Source organism: Parafannyhessea umbonata (assembly GCF_900111255.1).
Lineage (GTDB): Bacteria > Actinomycetota > Coriobacteriia > Coriobacteriales > Atopobiaceae > Olsenella_J > Olsenella_J umbonata_A.
This window is the reverse complement of the sequence record NZ_FOGP01000002.1, coordinates 152,229-166,719: the sequence shown is the minus strand read 5'-3', so window position 1 is coordinate 166,719 and position 14,491 is coordinate 152,229. Positions and strand designations below refer to the sequence as shown.

Sequence of the window (14,491 nt, the reverse complement as noted above, 5' to 3'; positions counted from 1 at the left end):
GGGAGGCGAACCATGGAAGAGAGCAATCTCAGCGAGGCGGTTGAGTCTTCGGCGGCGTCGACCTCTGGCTCTTCTCGCAAGAAACTGTCCATGCCCGTGCGCTACCTCATCAACGCCGTCTTGGTCGCCGTGTTCATCGTTGTTGGCGAGCTCATGATTGGCTCCGGTACGATCACCCGCTACCAGACTACCGTTCTCGAGCAGGTGGGCATCTACATCCTTATGGCCGTGTCGCTCAACATCGCCACGGGCTATCTTGGCCAGCTGCCGCTTGGCCATGCCGGCTTCATGTCGGTGGGCGGCTACTCCTGCGCGCTGTTCATCATGCATATGCAGGGCACGCTGGGGCTCACCGTGCGCGACTTCGTCACCGGAAGCCCCGCCGCCGTCGTCCTCTTCTGCGCGGGCCTGCTCTTCGGCGGTGTCATGGCCGCAATCTGCGGTCTCATCATCGGCATCCCGGCGCTTCGTCTCAAGGGTGACTACCTTGCGATCATTACGCTCGGCTTTGCGGAGATCATCCGTGTCGTAATGCTTAACATCGACGGCGTCCTGGGCTTCGAGCTGACGGGTGGCGCCAGGGGCCTTACGGGCATTCCCAGCTACACCAACTTCCTCAACACGTTCCTGGTTGTCGTCATCTCGCTCTTCCTCATCCACACGATGATGAAGTCGCGCCACGGTCGTGCAATCCTGGCCATCCGCGACAACGAGATTGCCGCCGAAGCCTCGGGCGTCCACACCACGTACTACAAGACGCTAGCGTTCGTTGTGTCCGCCTTCTTCGCTGGCATCGCCGGTGGCCTTTACGCCGGCTGCATCGGCGTCATGGCGCCTGCCAAGTTTGGTTTCATGAAGTCGATCGAGATCCTCGTCATGGTCGTCCTTGGTGGCATGGGTTCCATGCTGGGCTCCGTGCTCTCCGCCACCGTCCTGACCATCCTTCCCGAGGCGCTGCGTGCGTTTGCCGACTACCGCATGGTCGTCTACGCTGTCGTGCTAATCATCGTCATGGTATTCCGTCCGCAGGGCCTTCTGGGCACCTATGATTTCTCGCTCACCGGTACCCTCGAGCGTGTCATCAACGGCGAGCTCCCCTGGAGGAAGCCGAAGAAGGAGGTGGACGAAAATGACTAGCGAGAAGAAGCGCTCGGTCCTCGTTCAGATGGAGGAGCCCAACCTCATTCCCGAGCGCGACCTTGGGCACATTCCCGTGCTTCAGGCAAAGCACCTTGGCATCGACTTTGGCGGCCTGACGGCGGTCGACGACTTCAACCTTGCCATGGGGCGAACGGAGATATCGGGTCTCATCGGACCTAACGGAGCCGGCAAGACCACCATCTTCAACCTGCTCACCAACGTGTACAAGCCCACGCGCGGGACCGTTCTTTTGGACGGCTACGACACCGCCGGCAAGAGCATGGTCCAGGTCAACAAGATGGGAATCGCGCGCACCTTCCAGAACATCAGGCTTTTCAGCAAGATGACGGTCGAGGAGAACATCCTCGTGGGTCTCGGCAACTCCATGTCTACCAAGCTCGTCACGGACCTCTTCCGCCTTCCCCAGCATTGGAGGCAGGAGGCAGAGTTCCATGACAAGGCCATGGACCTTCTCGCCATCTTCGACATGCAGAAGTATGCGAAGGCGCAGGCCGGGAGCCTCCCGTACGGCGCGCAGCGCCGCCTCGAGATCCTGCGCGCCCTGGGAACGCGTCCCAAGGTCCTGCTGCTCGACGAGCCCGCCGCTGGTATGAACCCCGCCGAGACGGAAGAGCTGATGGAGAACATCCAGAAGATTCGCGACGAGTTCCAGATCGCCATTCTGCTCATCGAGCACGACATGAGCCTGGTCATGGGCGTCTGTGAGGCGGTTGGCGTCCTCGACTACGGCAAGATCATTGCGAAGGGAACGCCCGAGGAGATCCAGAACGACCCGAGGGTCATCGAGGCATATCTGGGAAAGCAGGGGGTGAACTAGGATGGCGGCACTTCTTTCCGTTAGGGACCTGCACGTCTCGTATGGCGCCATCAAGGCCGTGCAGGGCGTCTCCTTTGACATCAACGAGGGAGAGATCGTCACGCTCATCGGCGCCAACGGCGCAGGAAAGTCGACCACGCTCAACACGATCTCGGGCCTCATCAAGCCTGACAGCGGTTCGATCGACTTCAAGGGCGAGAGCTTGGTGGGCATCAAGCCTCACAAGATCGTCGAGCGCGGCCTGGCGCTCTGTCCCGAGGGACGCCGGGTCTTCACCCAGCTTTCGGTTGCCGAGAATCTCGACATGGGCGGCTACACAAGGACCGATGCCGAGAATGCCGAGACCATAGAACACGTCTACGAGCGCTTCCCGCGCCTGAGGGAGAGGGTCAACCAGTCCGCTGGCACGATGTCCGGCGGAGAGCAGCAGATGCTCGCCATGGGTCGCGCGCTCATGAGCAGGCCGGACCTCCTGATGCTCGACGAGCCCTCGATGGGGCTCGCTCCCATTCTGGTCGACGAGATCTTCGAGATCATCAGGGCTCTCAACGACCAGGGCACGACCATCCTGCTCGTCGAGCAGAACGCGTCGATGGCTCTGTCTGTTGCAGACCGTGGTTACGTGCTCGAGGTGGGTCACATCAGCAAGACGGGCACGGGAAGGGACCTCCTGCACGACGACGACGTCAGGAAGGCCTACCTGGGAGGCTAGCAGGTCATCCTGGGACACTCCCGGAACCCGGGGCGCTTGAGCGCGCCCTTGGTCTCGCGCGAGCCCACTCATGCGAAGGGGAGCCGACCCACCTCCACGTGGGCCGGCTCCCTCTTTGCGCCGGGGATACGATTTCTTCTTTCCCGTGGCTGCGTCAGCGTAGGCTCCTAGGCTAGAAGTCTGGTGGCCTGGTCGTCGTCACCCTCGAGTGCGGCGAGGGCACGGTAGAGCCATGCGACCTCCGTCTCGGTTATCATCTGGATGTCCGCGGCGCTCGCGCGGCTCTGCAGCTCGTCTGCGAGCCGTCTCTGGGCGGGGGAGAAGGACTCCACATCCGCGGCCGTGTGCACTGCCACGCCGCGATGGTCTGCCACGTGCGCTGCGAGCTCGAGCGTCTCGGCAATCCTCTGCTCGACGCCTGTGTCGTCTTGTGCCGAGCACGTGCGGAGCCCCACGAGAATCATCTGCGCCGGCGTCGCGCAGGGCGTGAATCCCGGTGCGTCGTCCATGGCGTCCGCGATTGTCGCGCCAAGCGCGACCACGGCCCCAAGCAGCCGGTTCTGTTGGTCGGTCATGCGGGTCTCCTTCTGTCTGCGGGCCATGCCCGCGTGCTTGCGATACCCCGCAAGCGTAGGGGAGCTGCGTCCCGCAGTCCGTTGCGACGGCAACGCTGGTCCTTCTCCCTGGACTGAGCTCGCTGCCTGTGGCCTTGCTCGGACGTTACGCGATGGCGTCGAGCTTCTGCTCGAGCATCTCCTGGGGGAGACGTCCCACCAGGTTGTCGATGACCTTGCCGTCCTTCACGATGAAGAAGCTTGGGATGCTCATCACGTTGAAGGCCTTGGCGAGCTCCTGCTGCTCGTCGGAGTTCACCTTGCCGACTTTGACGCGGCCCTCGTACTTCTGTGCCAGGCTCTCGACGATGGGCAGCATCGAGCGGCAGGGGCCGCACCAGTCGGCGTAGAAGTCGATGAGGACGGGGATATCGCTGTTGAGCACCTCTTGCTCGAAGTTCTCTGCGGTGAACGAATACTCCATGGCGGTGTTCCTTTCGCTTGTGGCATGTCTTGCTTCTATCTGACATCGAGTCTACGTGGTATATAATTCTGAGCAAGTACGCAGTTTAAAGAAATGTGGTAAGGAAAAGCTGACCATGTCCGGAGCAAATGACCTCATGAGCTGTCTCGGCAGCGCGGACCCGTCTATCACCGGGGCGGGCTGCGCCCTGCGCCGCGTCCTCAACGCCGTGGGCGGAAAGTGGAAGATCCTCTTGTTGGTCGCTCTGTCCCAGGACGAGGAGCTTCGGTATGGCGAGCTCAGACGACTCGTCTTCGGCATCACTAACACGATGCTCGCCAACTCGCTTCGTGAGCTCGAGTCCGACGGGCTCGTCTCGCGCAGGCAGTATGACGAGATGCCTGTGCGCGTCGAGTACAGCCTCACCGACACGGGCCGCAGCCTCATACCCATCCTCATGGAACTGAAGGACTGGGGAGAAGAGAATCTCTAGCCGGCCGTCGCGCCTGCCTCTCGGCGAGCCTGCCTCGACGCTATGTTTCGCCTTTGCTGCGCCGCATTGCGCCCGGCCCGCCGGCGCGAGATGATGCGGCTGTCATGGGGCTCTTACAGAAGGGGCTAGAATGCTTCGTGCCAACTACCACACCCATAGCACGCTGTGCGACGGCTCCGACACCATCGAGGACATGGCGCGCCGTGCGAACGAGATCGGCTTTCTGGCGCTGGGCTTCTCGGGTCACATGGACCCCGACATCCACATGGACTGGGGAGCGTACGTCGCCGAGGTGGCGCGCGTGCGGGAGCTCTATCGCGACCGCATGGACATCCTCATGGGCGTCGAGCTCGACAACGCCTACGATCCCGCCTGCTGCCCGGGGGCCGAGTACGTCATCGGCTCTACGCACTTCCTCCCCGTTGACTCGCCGGTTCCCATGAGCGTCGACAATACGCCCGAGCTCTTCTCGCAGCTCTGCCGCGAGTACTACGGCGGAGACTACTATGCCCTCTCGAAGGCCTATTACGAGTTCGAGTCACAGGTGTACGACCGGACGCGCTGCACCTTCGTCGGCCATTTCGACCTTGTGGTGAGGTTCAACGACCAGATGCACGTGCTGGATGAGACCGACGCCCGCTACCTCGGGCCCGCCCTCGACGCGATGGAGCGTCTTGTGTCCCAGGGAGTCCCGTTCGAGATCAACTGCGGCGCCCTCAACCGCGGCAGGAAGGCGGAGCTCTATCCCCGCCAGGAGCTTCTGATTGCCCTCCGGCGCTTTGGGGGAGAAATACTCATCTCATCCGACGCCCACCAGCGCGAGCTGCTCAACGGCGGGTTCGACGTCGCCGTCGAGCGGGCGATTGCCGCCGGCTTCACCCACGTGAACGTGCTCGAGCATGACTCGCTCGGCGACGTCGCCCTCAGGCAGGTCGCGCTCGACACGCTGTGATCCAGGGACTGGCCGCACGTCCCGCTAGGCGACCTCGACGGTCGCGCCGCACGCATTGGCGTCCAGCACGCGCACCCACACGCCGTCCACGTGGTTCTCGACCATGTTCTCGACGGCATCCGCGACCCTCTGCGCGGCAGCCTTGCCGTCGGCGATGGCGAGCATCGTCGAGCCCGAACCCGAGATGAGGAAGGTCGCTGCGCCCGCGGCGAGCGCAGTCCTCCTAAGGGGCTCGTAGTCGGCAATGAGTGCCGAGCGATGGGGCTCGTGGAGCTTGTCCTGGCAGGCGCGGGCGAGAAGGGCCGCGTCTCCCGATTCGAGCGCGTTCACCGCTGCGACGGCATGGCCAATCTGCCACACCGCCACGTCGGTCGAGACGCTTTCGGGCATGACCTTGCGTGCGTCCGCGGTGCGCACCTCGTAGGGTGGTGCGATGACGACGAAGGCAAGGTTGTCTGCGATGTCGAACCTAATCGAGTGCGTTCCCTCCGCATCGGCGAAGGAGCTCACGAGGCCGCCCATGATGGCCGGGGCCACGTTGTCGGGATGCCCCTCGATGCGGCAGGCCGCCTCGAGGGCGGACTGCGGCTCGTACCCCCTGCCGCAGAAGACCTGCGCTGCCGCGACGCCGGCGACGACGCAGGTGGAGCTAGAGCCTAGTCCTCCGGAGAGGGGGATGGGGGAGTCGATGGTTATGTGCAGGGGAATCGGCTTTGCCAGCAGGTTCTTGCAGGTCTCGAGATAGCTCGTCCAGACGAGGTTGTCCTCGCCCCTGAAGCGCTCCTCGCAGCCGTCGATCAGCAGCTCGCGCGCGGGTTCGAAGGTGAAGCGGGCCGGAAGGTCGAGCGCGAGGCCCAGGCAGTCGTATCCCACTCCGACGTTTGCCGACGTAGCAGGTACCGTCACGACGACCTTGCGGACCTCGTCCCTTGTGTCGCTCATGCGAAGACCCTCTTGCAGGACGATTCGACGAAGTCGGGCATCTGGTCGCGGTCGACGACGTCCTTGTGAAGGACGTCCTTGCTGCGGAGCGTGGAGAGCTGCGTGGGCGCGGCGATGCCGGTCAGCCTCTGGAGCTCGTCCATGCAGGCGAAGCCGCCAAGGCCGTCGACGCTGGCGCCCAGGGCGGAGAGCACGTCCGCCGAGAACTTGTAGGGGCTGGCGGTGGACAGACAGACGCGCTGGTTGCCGCCGCGCTCCTTGCGGTCGAGGACCGTCTTGGCAACCGCGGTGTGCGGGTCTATGAGCACGTGGTGCTGCTTCCACGCCGAGCGGATGGTCGCGCGCGTCTCGTCGTCGGTCGCGAAGCCGCAGTCGAAGGTCTCGCGAAGCTTTGCAAGAAGGGCGCCGGGCAGGGTGTAGAAGCCCTTCTCTGCGAGGTCCCTCATGAAGGACGAGACCCTCTCGCAGTCGCCGTCGGTCAGGTAGTAGAGCATGCGCTCGAGGTTCGAGGACACCAGGATGTCCATCGAGGGGGAGATCGTCTTAACAAAGTCGCGGCGGCGGTCGTAGGTTCCGGTCTCAAGGAAGTCGGTGAGGACCTTGTTGGTGTTGGAGGCCACGATGAGCTTTCCGACCGGAAGGCCCAGGCGCTTCGCGTAGTAGCCCGCGAGCACGTCTCCGAAGTTGCCGGTGGGCACGCAGAAGTCGACGGCGTCGCCGACGCTCAGGCTCCCGTTGCGCACGAGCTGGGCGTAGGCGTCGAAGTAGTACGTCACCTGGGGAACGAGGCGGCCGACGTTGATGGAGTTGGCGCTCGAGAGCATGGTCCCGCGCTCGGCCAGGCGCTGTGCGAGCTCCTGGTTGGCGAAGATGCGCTTGACCTCGGTCTGGGCGTCGTCGAATGTTCCGCGAATTGCGCAGACGGCGACGTTCGAGCCTTCCTGTGTTGCCATCTGGAGCCTCTGGATGTCGGACACCTTGCCGTCGGGGTAGAAGACCGTGACGCCGCAGCCCTCGATGCCGGTGAAGCCCGCGAGCGCGGCCTTGCCCGTGTCTCCCGAGGTCGCGGTGACGATCATGACGTTGCGACCGTCGCCCTTGCGGGCGCAGGACATCAGACGGGGGAGCATCTGGAGCGCTACGTCCTTGAACGCGCAGGTGGGTCCGTGGTAGAGCTCGAGCAGCCAGTCGTCGCCGAGGGCGCTTACCGGGGTGACGGCACTTGTGTCGAAGTTGTCGCCGTAGGCGCCTGCGACACAGCTCTCGATCTCGTCCTTCTGGTAGTCGTCGAGAAGCGCTGAGAGGACTTGGGCCGCGGTCTCGTGGTACGTCTGGCTGGCCACCTGGGCAAGGTCAAGCTTTGCGTCGCCGAGCTGGTCGGACACGAACAGGCCCCCATCTGGAGCGATGCCCGTCAGGATTGCTTGCTTGCTTGTTACGGTTTCGCTATTGCCACGCGTGCTGTGATAGAACGTGTTCACGGATACGCTCCTTGCCTCGAGCTCGTTGGGCTTTCCTCAGCAATATCATAGCTTTGCGGTATCTGCCGTTTCCCATCCGTCACACAGTAGAAAGATTGGACAGCGATGAAGATTGCCATTCTCGGCCACGGCACCGTCGGTCGCGGCGTCGACGAGATCATCACGAACCGCCTCGAGGAAGTCGAGGTCGCGCGCATCCTTGAGTTGCCTGACAGGCTTACGGACGAGCGCATGACCTCGGACTACTCGCAGATCGTGGGTGACCCCTCGATCGACCTCGTCGTCGAGTGCATGGGCGGTCTCGAGCCGGCTCACACGTTCATCATGGACGCGCTTGCCGCGGGCAAGAGCGTCGTCACGTCCAACAAGGCCGTCGTCGCTGCCTACTTCGAGGAGTTCGCGAGGCAGGCCCGCACCTCTGGCGCCTCGCTGCTCATCGAGGCGTCGGTCGGAGGTGGCATCCCCTGGATCGCCTCGATCGAGAAGGCCCGCAGAATCGACGAGGTCATCTCGTTCTACGGCATCATGAACGGAACGACGAACTACATCGTCGACGCCATGGTGAAGGAGGGCGCCGACTTCGAGGACGTTCTCCGTCGTGCGCAGGAGCTCGGCTATGCAGAGCGCGACCCCTCGGCTGACATCGACGGCATCGACGTCAAGAACAAGACGATCATTTCGGCGAGCGTCGCCTTCGACGTTGCCTGCACGAGTGACTTCCCCGTCACGGGCATCCGCACGCTCACCAAGGCTGATCTCGACGCCCTGAGGAAGCTCGGCAGGGGAGTGAAGCTCCTGGGACGCGGAGTGATGGAGAAGGGCAGCTATGCCGTTGCCGTCGAGCCCGTCGCCGTTCCGCTGGACTCCCTCGAGGCGAACGTCCCCTCGAACTTCAACCTGGTCACGTTCGACGCCACGACCGTCGGCGAGCTCAAGTTCTACGGTCAGGGTGCCGGTATGCTCCCCACGGGCAACGCCATGGTCCAGGATGTCCTCGACTTCGCCGCGGGCAGGCGTCCCAGCTACGACTTCTCGTCAGACCTCGCGTATGACCCCACGCTCCTGACGTCTGACTACGTCTTCCGCACGAAGGCTGACGTCGCAGGCGCCCTGGAGATTGAAGGCGGCCTCAAGGTCGTGAGGGGCACCACCGCCCAGGACGCGCGTGAGATCCTGGAAACCGCCCTTGCGTCCGACCCGACGAGCTTCATGGCCGCACTTCCCCAGGAGGACTAACAGATGATCAAGGTTGCAAAGTTCGGTGGCTCGAGCGTCGCCAACGCCGGGCAGTTCAAGAAGGTCCGGGACATCGTCAAGGCCGACCCCGACCGCCGCTACGTCGTCGTGTCTGCCTCGGGCAAGCGCTTTGCGGGCGACAACAAGCTCACGGACCTGCTCCTGCTCGTGAACGCCCACATCGAGTACCACGTTGACTGCACCGCTCTTCTCAAGGACATCGAGCAGCGCTTCGTGGACATCCGAGACGAGCTCGGGCTCAAGTATCCCATTGAGGAGAAGTTCGAGGAGTTCTCCTCGGTCATCAAGAGCCTCTCTCCCGAGTACATCGTCTCACGCGGAGAGTTCTTCACGGCACAGCTCATGGCCGAGTACCTCAACATGCCCTTCCTTGACGCGTCCGACGTCATCGTCTTCCACCATGACGGGACGGTCGACATGGAGCGCACCCAGACCCACGTCCGCGAGGCCGTCGCGCGCCTGGGCGGCTTCGTCCTCCCGGGCTTCTATGGCTCCACGGTCGACGGCACCGTCAAGCTCTTCCAGCGCGGCGGCGGCGACATCTCCGGCGCCATCCTCGCTCGCTGCATAGACGCGACCGTCTACGAGAACTGGACCGACGTCTCTGGCTTTATGGCGGCGGACCCCGGCATCGTCGACAAGCCGCGCTCGATTCACCGCATCACCTTCGACGAGATGCGCGAGCTCTCCTACATGGGCGCGTCCGTCCTCCAGGAGGAGGCGATCTTCCCCGTCCGCGAGGTTGGTATCCCCATCCAGATCAAGAACACCAACGACCCCGAGGCAATGGGCACGGTCATTCGCGAGACTGCTTCCGAGCACGAGCGCGAGCACCTCATCACCGGCATTGCTGGCAAGAAGGACTTCATGGCCGTCCACGTGCAGAAGGCCCACATGTCGAACGCCATTGGCTTCATCCGTCGCGCGCTGGCGGTCTTCGAGCGTTACGGCGTCTCGGTCGAGCACATCCCGACTGGAGTCGATTCCTTCGGCATCGTCGTGAGCGGGTCGGACGTCAAGGACACCATCTACTCCATCGTGAGCGACCTTCAGCAGGAGCTCAAGCCGGACTCGATCAACGTCGTCGACGAGCTTGCCCTCATCTCCGTCGTCGGCCGCAACATGAGCCGCCGTGCCGGCACTTCCGGACGCATCTTCGGCGTCCTGGGCGAGGCTGGCATCAACATCCGCATGATCACCCAAAGCTCGCAGGAGATCTCCATCATCCTCGGCGTGAACAACGATGACTTCTCTCGCGCCATCAGGGTGATCTACGACAAGTTCGTCGAGGGAGAGATGGTTACCGCCGACGGAGCCAGCGCCTAAGCGCCCCCGCTCTTTTGTCTAACGCTGCTTTAGCAGGAGGAGGATTTGCACATGTCAGGAAAGGTCGTCGCCATCCTGGGGGCCACCGGAGTCGTCGGCACTCAGATGCTGCAGTGCCTCGAGGAGAGGAACTTCCCCGTATCCAGGCTCGTTCCGCTCGCAAGCGCCCGCTCGCGCGGCAAGCTGATTGACTTTCACGGCGAGAAGGTGACCGTCCAGGAGGCGACTCCCGAGGCCTTCGAGGGAGTCGACATCGTCCTCGGCGCGGCCGGAGACGCTCAGGCCAAGCAGCTTCTTCCCGAGGCCGCGGCTCGCGGTGCGGTCTGCGTAGACAACAGCCACGCCTTCCGCCTTGACGCGGACGTCCCCCTGGTCGTTCCCGAGATTAACCCCGAGGACATCCAGAACCACCCGCGCAACATCATCGCCAACCCCAACTGCGCTACCATCATCGGCCTCGTGCCGACTTGGCCGCTTCACCAGGCCGCGGGCCTCAGGCGCATGATCGTCTCGACCTACCAGGCCGCCTCGGGCGCAGGCATGCCCGGCCTGAGGGAGCTCGAGCGCGAGACGAAGGTTCTGGCTGACGGGGGAGAGGTCGGCGACAGCGATCCCTTCGCATACCAGCTTGCCTACAACCTCATTCCGCAGATTGGCGGCTTCAAGGACGATGGCTATACGTCCGAGGAGCTCAAGATGCAGAACGAGGGCCGCAAGATCATGCATCTCCCGGACTGCCGCTTCAACTGCACCTGCGTGCGCGTTCCCATCGTGCGCTCGCACTCCGAGTCCATCACCTGCGAGTTCGACAGGCCCATCTCGCCCGACGAGGCGCGCGAGGTCCTTGCGGGCGCGCCTGGCGTCAAGGTGGTCGACGATCCGGCCTCCCTTGCCTACCCGATGCCGCTTGACTCCTCCGACCAGGACCTCGTCTACGTCGGACGCATCCGTCGCGACCTGTCTGCGCCCGACGGCGTCAACGCGCTCACGTTCTTCTGCTGTGGTGACCAGATTCGTAAGGGTGCCGCGACGAACGCCGTACAGATTGCCGAGTACCTCGTGTAGGGACTGGCTCGCAGCATGGTGCCGCTTGGCTGATGGGGCGGGGCCGTCACGTTTGTGACGGCCCCGCCTTTTCGCACTTTGCCTTAGGCGTGCTCAAACGAGCCTCGCCCTTCTCCTATTCCATGGAGTGCGAGAGGAACGCCGCGACGCGCTCGTCGCGCGGGCTTCCAAGAACGTCCTTGGGCTTTCCGACCTCGGCAATCTCGCCGTCGAGCATCACGGCGATGCGGTCGGAGGCGTCCCGCGCGAAGCCGACCTCATGGGTAACGATGCCGATGGCCATTCCCTCGCCGGCGAGGTCGCGGATGATCTTCAGCATCTCCTCGGTGAGCTTGGGGTCCAGGGCGGAGGTTGCCTCGTCGAAGAAGAGCACGTTCGGGTTCATGCAGAGCGCTCGCGCGATTGCCACGCGCTGCTGCTGGCCTCCCGAGAGCTGGCAGGGCACCATGTCGGCGCGTTCGGCTAGACCCAGCTTCCGGAGGATCCCCCTTGCCTGCTCTTCGACCTCCTCGGGGTCGCGTCCCTGCACGCATATGGGCGCGTCAGTGACGTTCCTCATAACGCTGAAGTGTGGGAAGAGGTTGTAGTCCTGAAAGACAATGCCGAACTTCATGCGCGCCTTGTACATGGCCTCGCGGTCGTATACGGCCTTTCCCTGTGGGTCGTTCGTACACACGCGGAGGCTGCCGTAGGCGAGCTCTCCGCCGTCGAACTTGTCGAGGGTGGCCAGGCACCTGAGGATCGTGGACTTGCCGGCGCCGGACGGGCCCAGAAGGGAAAGAACTTCTCCCTTGGAGATGGTCAGGTCGACCCCGCGCAGGATCTCGTTCTGGCCGAATGACTTCCGGGCTCCTCTGAGGTATACCGCCGGCAGGCCCGTCGCCGAGGCGAAGCTGACCTCGGGCGTGGGTATCGGGCGCAGGTGCGAGTTAGTCATGGTAGTAGTCCAGTTTCTTCTCGAGCCTGCCCAGCAAGAGCTCGATGAGCAGACAGGTCAGCCAGTAGATGAGCGCTGCGATCATGAAGGGGACCATCGTTCGCTGCGAGGCCACGAGGGCCCTGCTGGTCGTGAACATCTCCGCGAGTCCGATGGAGAACGCCAGTGACGTGTCCTTTACCAGCGTGACGACCTCGTTTCCCATCGCTGGCAGGATCTTCTTGATGACCTGGGGGAGCACGATACGGAAGAAGGTCTGTCTGCTCGTGTAGCCCAGAACCTGCGCCGCCTCGTACTGTCCGCGCGGCATGCTCTGGATTCCCGAGCGGAAGATCTCGGCGAAGTAGGCCGCGTAGTTGATCACGAAGGCTATGATCACGGCCACGAACATGTAGCTGGGCGGCGTCTGCCTTCCGAACACGTAGAACGGGACGAAGAACACGGCGAACATCTGGAGCATGAGCGGCGTTCCGCGCATGACGGAGATGTAGAGGCTCGTCAGCCACGAGAGGGGCCTAACCTTGGACAGCCGGCCAACCGCCACGAGTGCGCCCAGGGGAATCGAGCCCACGAGCGTAATCGCGAAAATCTGCATCGAGACGACGTAGCCCTCGGCCAGCATCGATGTCATCGTTGAGAGTTCCAAACTATCTCTCCTGATCAGAGTGGTTTTTGCGCTTGCGCCGCTAGTCCTTGAGCATCCACAGATCGTACGAGACGCCACGGTCGGCATACTTGTCGCAGAGCTCCTTGACCTTCCCGTCTTTGTAGAGCTCCTTGAGGTCGGTCTCGACCTTTGCGGCCAGCTCCTTGCCGGCGTCCGTCTTGGCGAATCCGACGCCGTAGTGCTCCGAGTTGAGCGCCTCGTCAAGAATGGAGAAGACATCGTCCTTCCCGCCCATGTTGTAGACGGCGACGGGATAGTCGATCGCAACCGCGTCGACGGAACCGCTCTCGAGCATCATGAAGGCCGTGTTGTATTCGCCGATGGTCTGCAGGTCCGCGAAGCTCTTGCCCAGACCGGCCTGGTCGCCTCCGTCGTTCAGGAGGTTGTACGCCGTCGAGTCGGCCTGGGTGACGACGTGCTTTCCGGCAAGGTCGGCCAGCGATGCGATGCCGGAGTCCCTGCGCACGACTACGACCTGTCTGTTCTCCATGTAGGCCGCAGTGAATGCGTAGTCGTCCTCTCGGCCCTCGATGGTGAAGCCGTTCCAGATGCACGTGATCTGGCCGCTGTTGAGCAGGCCGTCCTTTGCGTCCCAGGAAATGGGGCTGGGCGAGAAGGTCCAGCCCTCCTTGTCGCAGACGGCCTTCGCAAGGTCAAGGTCGAACCCGGTGTAGCTGCCGTCGTCGGCGACGTAGCCGTAGGGAGGGAAGTCCTGATCGAAGCCAACGATGAGGTTGCCGTCGAAGCCGGTGCCGCCGTCCTTATCTGCCGCCGGCGCCCCGCAGCCCGCGAGGGTCCCTATGGCGAGCGCCGCCGCTGATGCCTTCAGAAACTGCCTGCGGTCAACTGCGCGATAGATGGTTCTCATTGCTCCTCCAATCGTCGGGCCACGATGGCCGTCAAGCACTTTAGCGAGATGGAGCAAGCATAGTCGCTATGGGTTGCTCCTTCAAGGTTGAGCCAATTAACTGTATGTTTCTAGCTGCTATTTCTTGCACAGGGCGAAGATGACGAGCGTGCGTTCTCTCCTTCCCGCGAAGACCGAGCTGCACGTGACCAGGGTGAGAAACCGCTCTCCCTGAGCGCAGAGCTCCTCCGCGTCCTTGGACCTGGCGGTCGACCTCTTGAGCATCCCTGCCGCCCATCGTCTCAGGTCGATCCCGCTCGTCGCCGCGAAGAACCGGGCCTCACCGTCCGCCTTGTCCACGGAGAGGGCGCAAAGCGGCAAGAAGGACTGCTTGCCCTTCTCCGTCGTCGTCCATCTGCAGCGCGCCTCTCCCAGGACCTGGTCGAACCGCTCTTGCCTGTAGCAGTCGAAGAGCGGGGTGAACATGCCGCCCGTCAGCGCGAGGTGATGGCCGTATACCATGACGTGTGGTGCGTTTGCGTTTGTGTCCGCGTCGACGAAAGGGACCCCGACCCTCGAGGGCGCTCCCCAAGGGTCGTGGTCCAGGTAGTATTCCGGGTCGCTCGCGTCCGCCTGACACACGGGAAAGTCTATGCCGGCGCCGTCGATGGCGAGCCAGGCGCAAAGGCTCGGCACGCGCGTCCAGGCGTCTGGTCTTGCCGCGTTCCCTGAGGCCTCCTGCGCGGGCTTGCCGAGAGCGCCCAGTCTGTGGAGCGCCCAGCTGTCACGGGCGACGGAAGCAAGCCCCAGGGCTAGT

The 14,491-nt window shown here is 63.3% G+C and carries 16 protein-coding genes; 8 read left to right on the top strand and 8 right to left on the bottom strand.

The features are described 5' to 3' along the window. The first annotated feature begins 12 nt into the window (after positions 1-12). Genes BMY31_RS03490 through BMY31_RS03480 form a run of 3 tightly spaced genes read left to right on the top strand, consistent with a single transcriptional unit; the run spans position 13 to position 2,690 of the window. A complete protein-coding gene (locus tag BMY31_RS03490; protein ID WP_091008326.1) occupies positions 13-1,137 on the top strand; it encodes a branched-chain amino acid ABC transporter permease in 1,125 nt (374 codons plus the stop codon). Then, positions 1,130-1,978: an ABC transporter ATP-binding protein gene (locus tag BMY31_RS03485; protein WP_091008322.1), complete on the top strand. Its 849-nt coding sequence runs from the start codon at positions 1,130-1,132 to the stop codon at positions 1,976-1,978. Before BMY31_RS03490 ends, BMY31_RS03485 begins: the two co-directional genes overlap by 8 nt. Position 1,979: 1 nt before the next feature. Next, a complete protein-coding gene (locus BMY31_RS03480) occupies positions 1,980-2,690 on the top strand; it encodes an ABC transporter ATP-binding protein (RefSeq protein ID WP_078686881.1) in 711 nt (236 codons plus the stop codon). 167 nt (positions 2,691-2,857) lie between these two features. Here the strand turns inward: BMY31_RS03480 and BMY31_RS03475 are convergent, their stop codons facing one another. Together BMY31_RS03475 and trxA are read right to left on the bottom strand one after the other, a co-directional pair. Next, complete coding sequence (locus BMY31_RS03475; protein WP_078686880.1) at positions 2,858-3,265, bottom strand: hypothetical protein; 408 nt, start codon at positions 3,263-3,265, stop codon at positions 2,858-2,860. A 145-nt stretch (positions 3,266-3,410) separates the two neighbouring features. Next, on the bottom strand, positions 3,411-3,728 hold the full coding sequence (gene trxA / locus BMY31_RS03470; protein ID WP_078686879.1) for a thioredoxin: 318 nt from the start codon (positions 3,726-3,728) through the stop codon (positions 3,411-3,413). A gap of 115 nt (positions 3,729-3,843) precedes the next feature. Between trxA and BMY31_RS03465 the strand changes: the two genes are divergently transcribed. Continuing rightward, positions 3,844-4,200 carry a winged helix-turn-helix transcriptional regulator gene (locus BMY31_RS03465; RefSeq protein ID WP_090991503.1) on the top strand — a complete coding sequence of 119 codons (357 nt, stop codon included), beginning with the start codon at positions 3,844-3,846 and terminating at the stop codon, positions 4,198-4,200. 130 nt (positions 4,201-4,330) lie between these two features. Continuing rightward, positions 4,331-5,152, top strand: a complete 822-nt coding sequence (locus tag BMY31_RS03460) for a PHP domain-containing protein (RefSeq protein WP_078686878.1) — start codon at positions 4,331-4,333, stop codon at positions 5,150-5,152. 24 nt (positions 5,153-5,176) lie between these two features. Here the strand turns inward: BMY31_RS03460 and thrB are convergent, their stop codons facing one another. Together thrB and thrC are read right to left on the bottom strand one after the other, a co-directional pair. Beyond that, positions 5,177-6,094 carry a homoserine kinase gene (gene thrB / locus BMY31_RS03455; protein ID WP_078686877.1) on the bottom strand — a complete coding sequence of 306 codons (918 nt, stop codon included), beginning with the start codon at positions 6,092-6,094 and terminating at the stop codon, positions 5,177-5,179. Beyond that, positions 6,091-7,575: a threonine synthase gene (thrC, locus tag BMY31_RS03450; protein ID WP_091008319.1), complete on the bottom strand. Its 1,485-nt coding sequence runs from the start codon at positions 7,573-7,575 to the stop codon at positions 6,091-6,093. Before thrC ends, thrB begins: the two co-directional genes overlap by 4 nt. Positions 7,576-7,680: 105 nt before the next feature. Here thrC and BMY31_RS03445 point away from each other — a divergent pair, with 105 nt between their 5' ends. Genes BMY31_RS03445 through BMY31_RS03435 form a run of 3 tightly spaced genes read left to right on the top strand, consistent with a single transcriptional unit; the run spans position 7,681 to position 11,223 of the window. Continuing rightward, complete coding sequence (locus BMY31_RS03445) at positions 7,681-8,811, top strand: homoserine dehydrogenase (protein WP_091008315.1); 1,131 nt, start codon at positions 7,681-7,683, stop codon at positions 8,809-8,811. Positions 8,812-8,814: 3 nt separating this feature from the next. Next, positions 8,815-10,158, top strand: a complete 1,344-nt coding sequence (locus BMY31_RS03440; protein WP_078686874.1) for an aspartate kinase — start codon at positions 8,815-8,817, stop codon at positions 10,156-10,158. A 51-nt stretch (positions 10,159-10,209) separates the two neighbouring features. Further along, positions 10,210-11,223, top strand: coding sequence for an aspartate-semialdehyde dehydrogenase (locus BMY31_RS03435; RefSeq protein WP_078686873.1), 1,014 nt, complete (start codon positions 10,210-10,212; stop codon positions 11,221-11,223). A 115-nt stretch (positions 11,224-11,338) separates the two neighbouring features. On the opposite strand, the gene BMY31_RS03430 is transcribed toward BMY31_RS03435, so the two are convergent. The 4 genes from BMY31_RS03430 to BMY31_RS03415 form a co-directional block, all read right to left on the bottom strand. Beyond that, positions 11,339-12,160 (bottom strand): amino acid ABC transporter ATP-binding protein, encoded by an 822-nt coding sequence (locus BMY31_RS03430; RefSeq protein ID WP_091008313.1) that lies wholly within the window; start codon positions 12,158-12,160, stop codon positions 11,339-11,341. Continuing rightward, positions 12,153-12,791: an amino acid ABC transporter permease gene (locus tag BMY31_RS03425; RefSeq protein ID WP_200802601.1), complete on the bottom strand. Its 639-nt coding sequence runs from the start codon at positions 12,789-12,791 to the stop codon at positions 12,153-12,155. Before BMY31_RS03425 ends, BMY31_RS03430 begins: the two co-directional genes overlap by 8 nt. Before the next feature lie 55 nt (positions 12,792-12,846). Further along, positions 12,847-13,695, bottom strand: a complete 849-nt coding sequence (locus BMY31_RS03420; protein ID WP_091008312.1) for a substrate-binding domain-containing protein — start codon at positions 13,693-13,695, stop codon at positions 12,847-12,849. A gap of 117 nt (positions 13,696-13,812) precedes the next feature. After that, positions 13,813-14,370 carry a class B sortase gene (locus BMY31_RS03415; RefSeq protein ID WP_159443976.1) on the bottom strand — a complete coding sequence of 186 codons (558 nt, stop codon included), beginning with the start codon at positions 14,368-14,370 and terminating at the stop codon, positions 13,813-13,815. Positions 14,371-14,491 lie beyond the last annotated feature (121 nt).

Coding starts and splice junctions, on each gene's coding strand:
- BMY31_RS03490 (WP_091008326.1), top strand. CDS start 13: ATGGAAGAGAGCAATCTCAGCGAGGCGGTTGAGTCTTCGGCGGCGTCG.
- BMY31_RS03485 (WP_091008322.1), top strand. CDS start 1,130: ATGACTAGCGAGAAGAAGCGCTCGGTCCTCGTTCAGATGGAGGAGCCC.
- BMY31_RS03480 (WP_078686881.1), top strand. CDS start 1,980: ATGGCGGCACTTCTTTCCGTTAGGGACCTGCACGTCTCGTATGGCGCC.
- BMY31_RS03475 (WP_078686880.1), bottom strand. CDS start 3,265: ATGACCGACCAACAGAACCGGCTGCTTGGGGCCGTGGTCGCGCTTGGC.
- trxA (WP_078686879.1), bottom strand. CDS start 3,728: ATGGAGTATTCGTTCACCGCAGAGAACTTCGAGCAAGAGGTGCTCAAC.
- BMY31_RS03465 (WP_090991503.1), top strand. CDS start 3,844: ATGTCCGGAGCAAATGACCTCATGAGCTGTCTCGGCAGCGCGGACCCG.
- BMY31_RS03460 (WP_078686878.1), top strand. CDS start 4,331: ATGCTTCGTGCCAACTACCACACCCATAGCACGCTGTGCGACGGCTCC.
- thrB (WP_078686877.1), bottom strand. CDS start 6,094: ATGAGCGACACAAGGGACGAGGTCCGCAAGGTCGTCGTGACGGTACCT.
- BMY31_RS03445 (WP_091008315.1), top strand. CDS start 7,681: ATGAAGATTGCCATTCTCGGCCACGGCACCGTCGGTCGCGGCGTCGAC.
- BMY31_RS03440 (WP_078686874.1), top strand. CDS start 8,815: ATGATCAAGGTTGCAAAGTTCGGTGGCTCGAGCGTCGCCAACGCCGGG.
- BMY31_RS03435 (WP_078686873.1), top strand. CDS start 10,210: ATGTCAGGAAAGGTCGTCGCCATCCTGGGGGCCACCGGAGTCGTCGGC.
- BMY31_RS03430 (WP_091008313.1), bottom strand. CDS start 12,160: ATGACTAACTCGCACCTGCGCCCGATACCCACGCCCGAGGTCAGCTTC.
- BMY31_RS03425 (WP_200802601.1), bottom strand. CDS start 12,791: ATGACATCGATGCTGGCCGAGGGCTACGTCGTCTCGATGCAGATTTTC.
- BMY31_RS03420 (WP_091008312.1), bottom strand. CDS start 13,695: ATGAGAACCATCTATCGCGCAGTTGACCGCAGGCAGTTTCTGAAGGCA.